Origin of the sequence: Alteromonas stellipolaris, from assembly GCF_001562115.1 — a bacterium.
Taxonomy (GTDB): domain Bacteria; phylum Pseudomonadota; class Gammaproteobacteria; order Enterobacterales; family Alteromonadaceae; genus Alteromonas; species Alteromonas stellipolaris.
In genome coordinates this window covers 778,716-793,390 of record NZ_CP013926.1, presented here as the reverse complement: position 1 = coordinate 793,390, position 14,675 = coordinate 778,716, and the positions used below count along the sequence as shown (strand labels likewise).

Sequence of the window (14,675 nt, the reverse complement as noted above, 5' to 3'; positions counted from 1 at the left end):
GTTTTAGCTGCAATATTAGAACAGCGCACGTACTCCTAGCGTAAGGTTACGGCCAGGTAGTGGCGCTTGATCTTTCAAAAATGACGTATGAACACGAGCCTCTTCGTCTGTTAGATTGTTTCCTTTGGCATAAACAATCCACTCAACGCCTTGGCCGCCAAACTCGTACTGAACACTGGCATCTAACAGCGTGTAACCATCTGTTTGTGTTTCGTAAGACGCAACGTCGTCTTGGTCATCATACCAAGTGACGCCAACATCACCACTTAAGCCATCGTTAACATAACTGATGTTACCACCAAATCGCATAGGTGGCGTACGAGGAAGGTTATCATCATCAATTTCTGCGTTAATGTAATCGCTAAATACAGTCACGCGTACTTGCGCATTTACATCGTAGTAGGCTTCAGCTTCTAAGCCCCAAATATCCGCATCGGCTTGTTGGAAGTAATAGATAGGCGTGCCTTCTTCATCATGGCCTTCCTCTTCTTCTTCCTCATGATCTTCGTGCTCTTCGGTTATTGCCAGTAACCCAGTATTCGTTTGATAAATATAATCGTCCGCTTGGTTATAGAACAATGAAACTGTATAACCCCAATCGCCGGTGAATTTGCGGAAAGTAACATCAATATTAGTGCTAACTTCTTTTTCAACGTCTTTTAAGTCTTCTTCAATATGACCGTCTTCATCTAAATCGAAAACCAAACCTAGCTCGTAGCTTTGTGTGGCTAGATGCTGGCCTGCAGAGAACAACTCTTGTTGGCTAGGCGCACGCTCACTGCGTGAAAGTGTAGTAGCAATTGAACGCCCTTCTGCATATTCCCAATTTAAACCAGCTGATAAAGACGTACTGGTGAAGTCATACTTGTTGAAGCTATATGAAGTAACTTGTTCTTCATGCTCTTCGTGATCCTCTTCTTCTTCATGCTCATCTTCATCAGCATGCGTCACCTCAAGAGACAATTCACTGTCGTCGGCATCGTACTCAGTGTATTCAACACGACCACCTAGTTCGAAGGTCACGTCTCCCACTACTTTTTGCTCTACAAGGTAGACAGCATAGTTAGAAGAGGTATTTGCAGGGGTAAAGGCTTCTTCCCCTTCAGCTTCATAGTCGCTGTGTTGGAACTGGACACCTAGCACACCATGCCAGCCATCCACTTCTTCATGAGAAATTGAAGCGCGAATATCACTAGATTTATTAGTGAAAATAGTGCCTTGCTCGCCATCTTCAATTTCAACGTGTTCGTAATCGGTATAAGCCGCTGCAAACTTCGCATTGGTTAACCCTCTGATAGGTGAATGCCATTCGCCTGCCGCTTGATAACGAGTCATATCTACGTCAATCAATACGCCTTCTTCTTCGTGCAACTCTTCATCATGATCTTCATCGTCGTGATCTTCATCATCATGCTCTTCTTCATGCTCATGACTGTGACCAGGCACGCCATAACGGTTATCAAGTTGCTCTACCGCAAAGCCAAAGTAACCTTCTTCACCAATGTATGACAAACCCGCGGTAATATCGCTGGTTTCCATCGCGGTGCTTTCTAATACGCCGTATGCTTCGTCTTCATCAGGTTCTACTGAAGCATAACCAGGAATATCCGTGTCATCTGTGTTACGAGAATAGCCATCGATATGCCATGCAAAGTTACCGCTGCCACCAGTTACATCGCCGCGAGCAAATTTACCGTTATCTACTGTGCTGTAGCTTACTTCGGCTTCACCTTCAACGCCGTCCATTTGGTGTTGCACAATACGCTTATCAACGATGTTAACCACACCGCCAATGGCGCCGCTACCATATTGCAAAGTGGCAGGACCGCGAAGTACTTCTACTTGTGTGGCACTGGCCAAGTTACTAGTTACATTGTGGTCAGGACCAACACGAGATACATCAGAAACATCTAATCCATTTTGAACAATTTTAACCCGTGGGCCATCGTTACCACGAATAATTGGGCTACTTGAGACTGGACCAAAATACGTGCTTTGTACCCCAGGAGTATTCTTTAACGTTTCACCTAATGTCGGCGCTTCAATACGTCTAAGGCGCTCTGCGCCAATAACAGTAACGGGCGTAACAGACTCAAGTACTGAAGATTGTAATGCGGTAGCCGTAACAACAATATTTTCAACAGACGAAGGGGTAAGTGAAAAATCAACGGTTTTATCACCGACGATTTCACCAAGGTCATTGTCACCATGAATATATTGGCTTGAAAATACGTGAAGATGCACATGAGTTTGCTTAACATCGCTAAAACGGTACACACCGTTTTCATCGGTGGTAACGACTCGGCGAGTACCTTCAATGCTAACCTCGGCACCTTCAACGGGTTGACCTGACACATCGGTAACTTTACCGCTGATAACAGTCGCAAAGGATGGAGACGAGAGTAGACCTGCTATTGTAAGACTTAGCAGTGAACGCATTTTCATAACGGTTTCCCTAACAATTTCTTTATTTGTTTAACCATTTACATGGCCATTCTTGTGATGTTATAACATTTTGTGGGTTGAGCCGTTTATTGTCAATGGCAACTTGTCTACGATTTAACTTCATTCACCGAGGACACTGGTTAAGGTAGTACTTTGATTAGAGGCAGTCGCCGTCATGCTTAACACTTAGAATAAACTGAAGTGTGGGGCAAGGCACTGGGTAGAAAATAGCGTAAAGAGTGAAACTTACGCCCTACTCACTGGAAAGTTGAGCACCTCTTTAATATGCGAAGCACCTATTTTAAGCATTAACAACCGATCTATACCTAGCGCTACACCTGCGCAGTGTGGCAAGCCGCTTTTCAGTGCTGACAGAAATCGTGTATCTATAGGCTTTACAGATTGGCCATTATTGCGACGCTTCTCATTGTCTTGCTCGAAACGCTGCTCTTGTTCTGAAGCATCGCTGAGTTCATGAAATCCGTTCGCCAACTCAGCCCCTTTAAAATACACTTCAAACCTGTCGGCAGTACGTGAGTCTTCTGTATTGATACGGGCAAGCGATGCTTGTGAAGCAGGAAACCCAAATACAAAACACGGGCGTTCTTGGCCTATAGCTGGCTCAATCGCCATTGCAAAAAGCAGTTGTAGTTTGCTGTCTTTATCGAGTTGTTCCGGGCTTGAAATATTAATATTGCAGTCAGCCATTTTAGCCAAAAGCATGTCATCCGTAGCGGTTAGTGGGTCAATACCCAACCGAGATTGAAAAACATCTTGATAACTGACCATCTCGCTAGCGTCTGTACCTAGGGTTTCTATTAATAACGCATCGACTTCTTGCATAAGAGCGTGATGGTCGAATCTAGGACGATACCATTCAAGCATAGTGAACTCAGGGTTATGCCAGCGCCCTTCCCCTTCATGCCTAAATGCTTTGCAGATTTGATAAATAGCACCACTTTGGTCGCACAAAAGGCGTTTCATAGCGAACTCAGGGGATGTCTGCAGGTATAAGTCTACGGGCTTGCCATCATGTGAATGATTGAACCTAGTATAAAATGCATCAAGATGTTCATCGGTTACCGTACCGCTGGACAACAAAGGGGTTTCTACTTCTAGCACATCACGTGTATAGAAAAAATGCCTTATGCTGCGAAGTAAGTGGGCTCGCGCAATTCGAGAATCATGTGATGAGGTAGGTTGCCAGTCGTTCATGAACAGATGTGTGTTTACTTATTGAAAAGGGTGGTGATAAATACGATAAACAGCGTTGTGATTATCAACTCTTAACCATACGAGATTCGAGCTTGAGATGCCTATGCTTACAAAGCCTAAGCTCAAGATTCTTGGGCTTAGTCTGGCGAATAACGCTTAAAAAAATGCGTAACGATAAGCGAGTTACCGATGCCAAATACAGCATCGGCTAACTTCAGCTTTTCTACTTACTTTTTACTTATTCTTACTTCTGCGCACGAGACGCATACTCACCAGAGCGAGTATCTACTTTAATCACTTCGCCTGTTTGCACAAACAAAGGAACACGTACTACTGCGCCCGTTGTTAGCGTAGCTGGCTTACCACCTGTACCCGCAGTATCGCCTTTAAGGCCTGGGTCAGTTTCAGTAATTTCAAGTTCAACGAAGTTTGGTGGCGTTACTGTAATTGGCGTACCGTTCCACAAGGTAATAACGCACACATCGTTTTCGACTAACCACTTAACACTATCACCCACTGCTTTTTCGTCAGCCGCGATTTGTTCGAATGTTTCGTTGTTCATAAAGTGGTAGAATTCGCCATCTGTGTACAAGTAAGCAAGCTCAGTGTCCAAAACATCTGCGCCTTCTACTGACTCACCAGAGCGGAAAGTTTTTTCTAAAACTTTGCCTGAAATAAGTTTACGAATTTTAACGCGGTTGAATGCCTGACCCTTGCCCGGCTTCACGTATTCGTTTTCTAAAATGTTACAAGGTTCACCGTCCAGCATGATTTTCAGGCCGGCTTTGAACTCGTTAGTGCTGTAATTAGCCATAATTCCTCTGTCTAAACATAAGGTACAAAAAATTTCGTGGAACAAATAATACCTAAAAAAGCGATTTCTGTAGAGCATAACTGGCAAAAAGAATTAGCTAATAGCTTTACCAGCCCTGAAAAGCTGTTGTCTTTTTTAGATTTACCTGCCAAAGACTACGAACAAGACAGTAAAGCAAGACGCCTTTTTCCTATGCGTGTTCCACGACACTTTGCTTCGTTAATGGAAAAAGGAAACCCGAAAGATCCGCTTTTTCTTCAGGTGATGCCCCTTAAAGAAGAGTTTAGTATTGAACCGGGTTATACGAAAGACCCGTTAGATGAACACGATACTGCGGGTAAAGGTTTGTTACATAAGTACGACTCCCGGGTGCTATTGATGGTACGCACTGGTTGCGCCGTTAACTGCCGCTATTGCTTTCGCAGGCACTTCCCTTATGCCGATAACGCGGTGAATAAAGCCCAGTGGCAAGAGGCAATAGCTTATATTGCTGGCAACCCAGCAATTAACGAAGTGATTTTCTCAGGTGGCGATCCGCTAATGGCAAAAGATGATCACTTAGCCGAATTAGCAAAGGAAATTGCTGCAATACCTCATATTAAACGACTTCGCATTCACACCCGTTTACCCGTTGTACTACCCGAGCGGCTGGATAATGCTTTTTCTGGCTGGTTTACTCAGTTGCCTATTCAAAAAATACTCGTGCTACATGTAAACCATGCAAATGAAGTATCTCCCGCGCTTAAGCGCCGCTTAGAAACGCTGCGCAATCAAGGGGTTACCTTGTTAAACCAATCGGTGTTACTTGAAGGTGTGAATGACTCAGCAGATGCATTGTGTGAATTAAGTGAGAGTTTATTCGAAGCGGGAGTTCTGCCCTACTATTTGCATGTACTTGATAAAGTACAAGGGGCAAGTCACTTTTATGTCAGCGATGATAAGGCAAGGGAGATAATGCGAGAAGCGATAAAGCGCTTACCAGGTTTCCTTGTGCCTAAACTCGTTAGAGAGATAGGCGCTCAGCCTGGCAAAACGCCCATCGACTTACAGTTACATCCCTAACCTTAAGCGAAAGTGTTTATATTTCCGCCTACAGCAGGATTAGAAGATGTTGATTTTGGTACGTCAGCTGAATTTTCTAAAAGCTGAAGCGCCGCTTTTCCTTCTTGCTCTTGTTGACCCTTGGCCAACTTAAGCGAAGCGAGTTCAAGTGACGCACCGGACGTTCCAGAGGCACTAGCACCTTGTAGATCCATACCGTTTTCCTTTGTTGCTTGAAGCAAAGTAAAAAAATAGGCAAAATTGCCCACCTTCGAGGTTATCGGCTCGATATGCTGAAACTTTAATCTAATTTTACACTGCTTTTTTAAGCGACTTTCACGAGCTGTCTTTTTTAGGCATTTTTTAAGAGGCTACTTTTATGGGCTTCTTTTACAGGAAACGATATGCAAGCTATTCACCAACAACTTCAAGATACTATCCAGACCCTTTACCGTAAGGCGGTGGATGCAGATCAGGCATTAGATCGTTTGCAAAAAGATAGCCAAGGCAAGTTTGCCGCCATATTTGCTGAAGATAGCCCGTTCACCACACAAGCTAAACGCTTTGGGCCTTATGTAGAAGAGATAGCGTTAGATTGGCAAGCGCTAAAAGAAATGACAGAAGAAGAAGCAAAGGCAGCACTACCTGCACTTGTTAAAAAAATTGAAATGGCACTTACTACTGTCTCTCAATTTCAGCAGTCTTTGGCAAGTAAATAGATGAGCTTTTTAACCTATAAAAATCCATGCTACCTATAAATACCATGCTGTTTTGGCTCGCAATTTGGGTATCATGGCCACGTTTATATTCAGGCTCAGCGAGCTAGCGCAAGCTATTAGTGTTCCCCTACCTCGCCTGCTTCAATTTGATTTATTAAATTCCCTTCAGCATGCGCCTTTTGATACATAGGCACTTGTTTGATAAGACGCTTAATCTCAGCCACTTCATTTAAATAGGCGTCACTGTCTACTTGCCCATACTTTTCGGTAAATGCTTGCTTACTCAACCCTTCAGGAAAGGCTTTTATCGCAGGGACAATATCGTTGTCCGATTGAATTCGTGCCACCGCGTTTTGCGTACTTTCGGCATGCTCTGGCATGGTCGCCACTCGGGCAAATTGAGAGCCCGACATATCGGCGCCTAAATCAACAAAACTGTAGCCTGAACCACCCGCACCTCTGTCCATTAACTCTTTAAATTCACCAATCGCCCAGGACATATCTTGCTCGGCAAGTAATTCAAGGGCAGCGGAAATAATGAAATGGCGGGCTAAATCGTTACGTTCCAATAAAATAGCAGGGGCACGAGGCTTTAGTGCTTTGGTTGGGTCAGGCTGTAAATCACCCACTAAGCTACCAATACGATAGTGCCCCACGTACGCAGCAAGGGCCAAAATAACCGCTTTATTATGCAGTGCTGCCTCTTGTGGCGAATTGCTTTGCTCTCTTGCGCGAGCCATGCCTTCCCGTAAGTACTCAATAAGAGGCACTGGCTGCTTTGATAGGGCTAAATCTCGTCCTGAAATATAACGCAAGTAGTAAGCGGCAAGGGTTTGCAGCTCTGTTTCTTCTTCAACGCCCATATTATTAGATACGACAGTAAGCTCTTCTAACAGCGAGGCCAGTGGCGCAGTATGTAAAGACACCTCACCGCGGCGCATGGTCACTTTTTCAACACGAGTCAGGGCAATAGTGGCAATTTCAGACTTGGTCCAATAATTTATCCCCTTTTCAGCAAACGAGAGCATGAGAGGCCCTGACAAAGACAAATCCCCCACACTAATATAATCAATTTGCAGGCTATCGCCGGGTAAAATCAGTGCTGATACATTGAAATATAAATCAACGCTACTGGGTGAAAAGGTAAAGGTGATAGTACTGCCTACTTCGGTTACGTTTACTACGCCACTAAAATTAGGCACGGCCCGCTGCAACACCCCTACTAAGCTTTCTATCTGGGTTTCAGTTAGGCGAATAACATGATTAGAACTACGCTCGGTAAACGCATTTTGTAACTGAGACAATAAGTCATTAACACTGTCTGCGCCATCCAATTGGTTCGGTGCACTGGCTACCACTAACGGCGAGCGCTGAACTACAGCGACGCTTACCCCTATCAATACGACAAAAGTAACCACGAATAAGGTCACAACGATGCCAAGAATCCAACGACCTACACTTCTCATGATTTAATCACTTCCCAAACACCATGAATACATACCACCACGACCTTACCTAAACGCTACGTTGTGAAGAATAGAAATAGTAGCTAAATCTAGTGTTTATGACTAGCGACCTGTGATCTCTTGTTCCACCCATAATTGTAAGCTTTCGTAACGAGAGGTGGCCTTGGTGAAATCATGGATAGCTGATTGAGTGGTAGGGACAACCACACACGCTAATTCAGCAGACAACGCTGATTGCATGCCAGTATACGTATCTTCTATGGCAATACATTCGCCAGGCGATACTCCCAACTTCTTCATTGCTAGCTGGTAGCAATCGGGTGCAGGCTTACTGTGGGTAACATCTTCTACCGCCACCACACAGGAAATGTATTGCGCTAGGCCATAACTAGTCAGTGTTTTTTCGACTGATAATGTACTTCCCCCGGTCACTATCCCTAGGGTGTACCCTGCTTCTGCGCACGCTTTAATAGTTTCAGCAGCATAAGGCATAAGTGGGAAAGCTTGCTGTAAGAGATATTCTTCAATTTTATCGTGTTTCTTTTTAGCCAATTGCTCAGGGACTGCGTCTAATGAAAAATGCTTAACAACATCTTTGGCGTTTTGTTTAACTGGTATGCCCGCCATTACCTTGCAGTAAAACTCGTCAGTTAATTCAGCCCCATAACTGGCGACTATTTCTTGCCAAAGTGTAAAGTGGACGTGCTCTGAATTAATCAAGGTACCATCGTGATCAAACAATAGCGTAGTAGTGTTTTTGGAAACGGAAGAATTTGCCATCGGTTCACCTCGAATATGAGCAAGTACTAAAACGAATTTTTTATTACTCGCATGAATGCTTGCTGGAAAATGTACTGGTTACTGAACTGGAAAAAAGAACCTCCAATCAGGAGGCCCTTGATAGATGGTCAGGCTCAATGCCTAACGTGTTAGCGTTCGAATTAACGATGCCCGCAGCTTTTTGGAAAACAAAATATCTCGTTTAGTCCACGGTAAGCTTTGCTCACCATCAACTTCGCTCCACCGCTCAAAAGACGCACGTGGCGATAGCATGCCTTGTTCGTTAATGTCTTTTTCCGGCTTGCCAGCCCAGTGTGTTATTTGCGCCTCCGGTTGTCTAAAAATATATAATCGCGCTTTGGCTAATTCATAGTTCATACGAATTAGCATCACGCCTCTCACATTTTCTGAGTCTAATGCCTCTAGTCCTGAGCACTGGCGAATATCTTCAGTATGCAGGATGACATCAGAAGTGTCTGACTGAAAGGCTTTATCGATACGTTTTAGTTGGCTAATGTCATAGCCACTATCATTACTAATAAACCATTTTCCATTTATGAAAACGGCAGCCCCACATGCGGTGAAATCTCGCTTTACCTCTTCGAGAAAATCTTGCGTTGCTTGGGCATCTTTCAAGCGAAGCTTATGCGTAATAGCCCCAACCTTCTCATCCAATGACGTGAGTAATTGCAGGCGCTTTTTCGATTTGTGTGTGGAATACACCATAGAGAAATACTTCACCAGCATTTCCGCTTGATGGCGCAACTGTGCGTCAATGTGCGATTCAGTGCTGTTGTGACAGGACACTATGCCCCACAACTTGCCGGTTTGAATGATGGGAATAGAAAACGATGTAGCCACGCCCATGTTTTGCATGTATTCGCCATGAATAGGCGACACACTACGTAAATCCGAATACGTTAAGTTTAGCGCTTGTTCCGCTTGATTCAAAAAGTCAGCAGGCGGTGTGGCACTGCTAGCAATATATCGCGACGGGTTTTCATAATACATTTGGCGGGCAATAGCAGGTATGTCCGATGCCGGAAATTTTAACCCGATATACTTTGGTGCACCTTCAATCACTTTTTCTGCTACCACTTCGCCGCTCCAAAGTTCGTTAAAGCGGTAAAGTAATATACGTTCACAAGGCAAGAATTCATCAAGGGTTGAGATAAGCTGGTCCCAAAAATCTTTGTCTTCCCAATGCTGCTCAATCGTCGGAAGTATTGACGATCTTAACTGTAGGTACTGGCGCTGAGATACATTGGTAATACTAGATTCTATCTCTATTAAGATACCTTCTTCACTGCGATGACTTCTAAAATTTAGTACATCATCGTTGAAGGGCTCGTTAAAGGCATAGGCTCTATCGCCTGCTTTTGAACCTAAATTATAAAGCAAGCTTAATGGCAACCAGTCCAGTGATTTTACCGGACAACCTACCAATTTAGCAGGAGATAGGTGGATAAAACTGGCCAGGTTAGTGCTAGCAGCAGTAACCTGGAGAGACTCGCCATCAATGAAAAAAGCACCGCCAAACTGCTGTACTTTGCCACTTAGGTGCAGCGCTTCTTTTTCACAATTTTCAACTAAGGTGTCCATCTCAGCATCATGTTTATTACGAGTAATCGTATCAGTGTTCATAATCTTATTGGCTAACTTTTTTATTAAGCTCTGAGCAAGTAAGCATAGGTGAAAGTACCAACCCTTGTATTATATCGCACCCGAAATCCTGTAAAGATTCGAGTTGCTGTTGAGTTTCAACTTTATTGGCGATAATTTTAAGGCCTAGCGCTTTTCCTGCAGTAATCAATGCTTGGATGAGTTTGTTTGTATCATTGTTATCACTAGCATCGTTTAGCAAATGGCTGGAAAGCTTAATTTCACTTGCACCGCTTCGTTGAAGCTGAGATATGGCACTGTTATATAGACCATAGTCATCAATACTTATTACACTGCCCATCGAGGCCAATGTTTTCAACCGATGGTAAATTCGCTCTTCGCCACTTTCAATGTCTTTTTCTGATACTTCGAATTTAAATAGACCTGCGGTAAGTTCATAACGCTCAAGCACCGCCACAAATTTTTTAATGAAATCGGATGTGAGCAGCTGCGCTCCAGACAAATTAATCGCTATAGCGGGCAGTTTGTTGCCAAGCTGAATATATTGGGCAATTTCTCTTGCCACCAGCTCTACTGCGTGAAACCCGATACTTTCAATGAGCTTGCCACGCTCTGCAATATTAATAAATGACTCTGCATTGAGTACTTCACCGTCGCTATTTTTATAGCGCAGTAATGCCTCGGCGCCAATTATGGCATTCGAAGTAGACTCGAACTGAGGCTGGTACACCATAGAGAACTGCTTACCTTCTAGTGCTACTTTAAGTTGTTTCTCCACTTCTAAGCGAGCTAAAGCTTGTTCTTTCATCTTCGCGGTAAAGTACTGATATTGATTGCGCCCAGACGATTTTGCTAAATACATGGCTTCATCTGCATGCTGCAAGAGTATTTCAGAACTAATTCCATCTGAGGGATAAACGGCAATACCTATACTCGCAGAAACCGAAATAGAATGCGTAGACACATCAAACTCGTTTTGAACCTGCCCTATAATACGCTTTGCAATATCATCAATTTCGTCGATATGAGAAGCTGATATTAAGGCTACAAACTCATCACCGCCAATTCGCGCCAACATATCTGTGTCGCGAATACATTGTTGCAGTCGCTTAGTAACCTGCTTAAGTAGCAAGTCGCCCACTTTATGACCTAAGTTATCATTAACCGGCTTGAAGTTATCTAGGTCAACAAAGAGCACACCGCACAGTTGCTTGCTACGCTTCGCCCCACTGATCATTAGTTCAAGACGTTCAAGTAACACGGTTCTATTAGGGAGCCCCGTTAGCTCATCATGGGTAGCAAGATACTCAATGCGGCGCTGCATATTCTTTATTTCGTCAATATTACTATAAGCCGCTACGTAATTAACAATATCGCCATTAGCGCCTTTCACCGCATTAACCGTTAGCCACATTTTCACATGACTGCCATCTTTGACCTTGTTAACAACCTCGCCCTGCCAAAACCCTCGTTCGGTTAAGGAGGCTTTCATTGCTATAAAGAAATCTTTAGAGTGCTCTCCTGATTCCAGCAATTTTGGTGTTTTGCCGGTTAGCTCCTGCTGAGAAAAACCAGTTAGCTCAGCAAACGTTTCGTTGGTAGTAAGAATGCGCTGGTTAGCATCAGTAACAAGGATAGCTTCACTGGTACGCTCAAATATTTTGCCAGCTAAACGCAACTGTTCATTGGCATGTAATTCTTTTGAAATATCTGTTGCTTGGGTACAAATTGACTTAATAGTGCCTTCAGCATCAAAAATAGGGAATCGCACACTTTTGATGATAACTTTACCAGCCCGCAAGGTGAACTCATCAAGGGTTTCTACCGGGGATAAAGTACGCATGGTATCTAAGTCTTTTTCACGGAACTGACGGGCAGTATCTCGCTCAAAAATTTGAAGGTCGGTTTTACCAATCACATCTTGCGCGGTTACGCCAAAGACTTCTTCAAAACGTGAGTTAACAAACTCATATCTGCCCGCATTGTCTTTTAGTGCAATTAACGCCAACGAGTTATTCATGATAGATAAAAGCTGCTCTTGGCTTTTTTCAATTCGCTCGTGGGCAAGGACCAATTCTGAGTTATCAATAATAACCAAAATAGCCCCAGTGATGCGGTCTCGACTATTTAAAATTGGCGTAATGAATACATTGTAAGTTTCTTGGCTCGATGGCTTGATCACCATGCTCGTATTTACCCCATTACGGAGGGTTTTACTTAAGCGCTTTTCAATATCTTCAAAATAGTCAGGGAAATTAAGCGAGTAAATTGGCTTTTTAAACGAGCCGTTATTTAAATGAAAACGCCGATTGGCAGCGTCATTCGTTCGACTTAGGCAGGTATCGGTATCAAACACCAAGATGGGGAAATCTAACGTGTTATAAACGCTCATTAACTCACTGTTAATAGCACCTAAATCAGCAGATTTCCGCATGCTTTCTTCATTTACGCTAATGAGTTCTTCGTTAGTAGCCTGAAGCTCTTCGTTGGTGGCTTCAAGCTCTTCGTTATTCGCTTGTAGCTCTTCATTAGCGGCTTGCACTTCTTCATTAAGTGCCTGCATTTCTTCCGCTGAGGCAGCCATTTCTTCGGTAAGCGTTTGTAGTTGCTCTCGAGCTGCAATTAATTCAGCAACATCAGCTTCATTGGTTGCCGTCGGCTCTTTGGGCTCGGCATCAATAATAGTGTCGTATTCATAAAAATTAACTAAGTAGTGCTGAGGACTTTGGTTTTCTAGCGGTAGCACCCGTAACTTCCACAGCCGACTATCATCGTCGGCTAAGCGCTTAGCTCGACTTATTGCTATTTCACCAGTACGACTTGCCTTATTCACGCAAGAAATCAAGTCTGCGGCAAAAGGCGCAGCAATGAGTTTCGATAAGTTAAGATCGGGCACCCCAGATGGGAACGTAATAAAGCGTTGTAAGTTGCCATGTGAGTGCAAAATGGCAAACCTTTCACTGATGAGTAAACTTGGCCCGAAGCTATCTAGTACAGAACGAGTGAAAATATTTTCGTAGCTGTTAGTGATAGCCGTTTTCGTTTTAGTTATATCTACATGGCTTTTTAGCATTTTCGGCAGTGAGGGAGGCTTAGACGCCTCGCTTACTTTAAAAATTCTACTGCGCCTATCAAGGGCAACAAAGATATCTTCTGTCGAGCCAATCGATTCAGACTTACCTAAAAAGAGAATACCTTCTTTGGTTAACGAATAACGAAACAGCGATAACACCCGCTGCTGTAAATCGCTATTAAAGTAGATAAGTACATTTCTAAACGACACCATGTCAAGGTGTAAAAATGGCGGATCTCGCGTGATATCCTGACGAGAAAAGGTGATTACATCACGCAGTAGTTTTTGCGGGTAATACGCATTGTCAGCATACCGAAAGTATTTGTCGGTTAAATCGGATGAAAGGCTTGCAATGGCCTGAACAGAATAAGCCCCTTTGCGGGCAACTGAGAGTGCATGTTCGTCGATATCAGTCGCAAAAATCTGTAAGTTGGCATCAATGCCTTGCTTCTCAATAGCTTCAAGAAACAAGATGGCTAATGAGTACGCCTCTTCTCCAGTGGCACATCCTGCTACCCATAAACGAATAGCATCGCCGCTGTTTTTGTTCTCTACAATGCTTTGTATGTGCGTTTTGATAGCGTTAAAGGCAGTGTTGTCTCTGAAAAAGTCGGTAACTGAAATTAAAAGCTCTTTCGACAACGCTATAACTTCATCGGCGTTATTGTCTAAATAGGTCAAGTATGAGGGTAAATCTTCAGTTTGTGTGGCAATTAAACGGCGATTCACCCTGCGCAATAAGGTCGATTGTTTGTAAAAACTGAAATCTATTTTGGTCGCCGTTCTTATCTTTCCGTAGAGCTCACTCATTAATTCACTTCGAGTGTCTTCCTGCACCGCTAAGAAATTACGCGCGATGTTTTGCGAAATATGTGCAATTTCTTGCCCCATTTCTTGGGGTTCAAGAATTGAATCCACAGCCACATTTTCAAGCGCCGCTTTGGGCATGCCATCATATTTTGCTGAGGCAGGGTCTTGTACAAAGGCAAATCCACCAACACCTTTAATGGCCTTAAGCCCTCTGGCACCATCGCCGCCAGTACCAGATAAGATAACGCCAATGGCGTGATCGCCAATTTCATCAGCTAATGATTCAAACAAGAGGTTTACTGAAGGCTTAGGCGAAAGCTCATCCGGTGACTTATCGAGGTGTAAATACCCCTCTTTGTATTTGAGGTGGAAGCCAGGTGGGCCTACATAAATGGTGTTCGCTTTGATTTTGCAATGCGGCGTCGCCTCAACCACAGGATATTCAGTTTCCCGCGCCAATATTTCCGTCATTTGGCTTTTATGGGTAGGCGATAAATGCTGAGCAATAATAAAAGACGCATTAATGTCTTTTGGTAATTCACTTACCAGATTAATCAATGCTTCTATTCCGCCCGCTGAAGAGCCTACGCCAACAATAAAAGGAGCTATCTCAGGTTTAGTCACCCGCGATGACGGTAAAGATTCCATACTACATTTAGCTCCATTTGAGTTAACTGAATGCCAATGCG

The 14,675-nt window shown here is 43.6% G+C and carries 10 protein-coding genes; 2 read left to right on the top strand and 8 right to left on the bottom strand.

The genetic code is table 11. The annotated features are described in order from the left end of the window. Positions 1 to 15: 15 nt before the first annotated feature. The 3 genes from AVL57_RS03250 to efp form a co-directional block, all read right to left on the bottom strand. A complete protein-coding gene (locus AVL57_RS03250) occupies positions 16 to 2,445 on the bottom strand; it encodes a TonB-dependent receptor (protein WP_057793960.1) in 2,430 nt (809 codons plus the stop codon). 246 nt (positions 2,446 to 2,691) lie between these two features. After that, positions 2,692 to 3,660 carry an elongation factor P--(R)-beta-lysine ligase gene (gene epmA / locus AVL57_RS03245; protein WP_057793962.1) on the bottom strand — a complete coding sequence of 323 codons (969 nt, stop codon included), beginning with the start codon at positions 3,658 to 3,660 and terminating at the stop codon, positions 2,692 to 2,694. A gap of 244 nt (positions 3,661 to 3,904) precedes the next feature. Beyond that, positions 3,905 to 4,474, bottom strand: coding sequence for an elongation factor P (efp, locus tag AVL57_RS03240; protein ID WP_013785484.1), 570 nt, complete (start codon positions 4,472 to 4,474; stop codon positions 3,905 to 3,907). Positions 4,475 to 4,510: 36 nt separating this feature from the next. On the opposite strand from efp, the gene epmB reads away from it, so the two are divergent. Further along, positions 4,511 to 5,536 (top strand): EF-P beta-lysylation protein EpmB, encoded by a 1,026-nt coding sequence (gene epmB, locus AVL57_RS03235; protein ID WP_057793964.1) that lies wholly within the window; start codon positions 4,511 to 4,513, stop codon positions 5,534 to 5,536. A 2-nt stretch (positions 5,537 to 5,538) separates the two neighbouring features. On the opposite strand, the gene AVL57_RS03230 is transcribed toward epmB, so the two are convergent. Beyond that, positions 5,539 to 5,730 carry a hypothetical protein gene (locus AVL57_RS03230; RefSeq protein ID WP_057793966.1) on the bottom strand — a complete coding sequence of 64 codons (192 nt, stop codon included), beginning with the start codon at positions 5,728 to 5,730 and terminating at the stop codon, positions 5,539 to 5,541. A gap of 189 nt (positions 5,731 to 5,919) precedes the next feature. Between AVL57_RS03230 and AVL57_RS03225 the strand changes: the two genes are divergently transcribed. Then, positions 5,920 to 6,234: a hypothetical protein gene (locus tag AVL57_RS03225; RefSeq protein WP_057793968.1), complete on the top strand. Its 315-nt coding sequence runs from the start codon at positions 5,920 to 5,922 to the stop codon at positions 6,232 to 6,234. Between the two features lie 116 nt (positions 6,235 to 6,350). Here the strand turns inward: AVL57_RS03225 and AVL57_RS03220 are convergent, their stop codons facing one another. The 4 genes from AVL57_RS03220 to AVL57_RS03205 form a co-directional block, all read right to left on the bottom strand. Beyond that, entirely contained in the window at positions 6,351 to 7,700 is a 1,350-nt protein-coding gene (locus AVL57_RS03220) for a YfiM family lipoprotein (protein ID WP_057793970.1), read from the bottom strand. Between the two features lie 102 nt (positions 7,701 to 7,802). Further along, positions 7,803 to 8,480, bottom strand: coding sequence for an HAD family hydrolase (locus AVL57_RS03215; protein WP_057793972.1), 678 nt, complete (start codon positions 8,478 to 8,480; stop codon positions 7,803 to 7,805). A 141-nt stretch (positions 8,481 to 8,621) separates the two neighbouring features. Then, a complete protein-coding gene (locus tag AVL57_RS03210) occupies positions 8,622 to 10,124 on the bottom strand; it encodes a GAF domain-containing protein (protein WP_057793974.1) in 1,503 nt (500 codons plus the stop codon). A 4-nt stretch (positions 10,125 to 10,128) separates the two neighbouring features. Next, complete coding sequence (locus tag AVL57_RS03205) at positions 10,129 to 14,634, bottom strand: chemotaxis protein CheB (protein WP_057793976.1); 4,506 nt, start codon at positions 14,632 to 14,634, stop codon at positions 10,129 to 10,131. Positions 14,635 to 14,675 lie beyond the last annotated feature (41 nt).

Excerpts from the sequence above, each read along its gene's own strand:
- efp (WP_013785484.1), bottom strand. The coding sequence starts at position 4,474 with ATGGCTAATTACAGCACTAACGAGTTCAAAGCCGGCCTGAAAATCATG.
- AVL57_RS03220 (WP_057793970.1), bottom strand. The coding sequence starts at position 7,700 with ATGAGAAGTGTAGGTCGTTGGATTCTTGGCATCGTTGTGACCTTATTC.
- AVL57_RS03215 (WP_057793972.1), bottom strand. The coding sequence starts at position 8,480 with ATGGCAAATTCTTCCGTTTCCAAAAACACTACTACGCTATTGTTTGAT.
- AVL57_RS03205 (WP_057793976.1), bottom strand. The coding sequence starts at position 14,634 with ATGGAATCTTTACCGTCATCGCGGGTGACTAAACCTGAGATAGCTCCT.
- epmA (WP_057793962.1), bottom strand. The coding sequence starts at position 3,660 with ATGAACGACTGGCAACCTACCTCATCACATGATTCTCGAATTGCGCGA.
- AVL57_RS03225 (WP_057793968.1), top strand. The coding sequence starts at position 5,920 with ATGCAAGCTATTCACCAACAACTTCAAGATACTATCCAGACCCTTTAC.
- AVL57_RS03250 (WP_057793960.1), bottom strand. The coding sequence starts at position 2,445 with ATGAAAATGCGTTCACTGCTAAGTCTTACAATAGCAGGTCTACTCTCG.
- AVL57_RS03230 (WP_057793966.1), bottom strand. The coding sequence starts at position 5,730 with ATGGATCTACAAGGTGCTAGTGCCTCTGGAACGTCCGGTGCGTCACTT.
- AVL57_RS03210 (WP_057793974.1), bottom strand. The coding sequence starts at position 10,124 with ATGAACACTGATACGATTACTCGTAATAAACATGATGCTGAGATGGAC.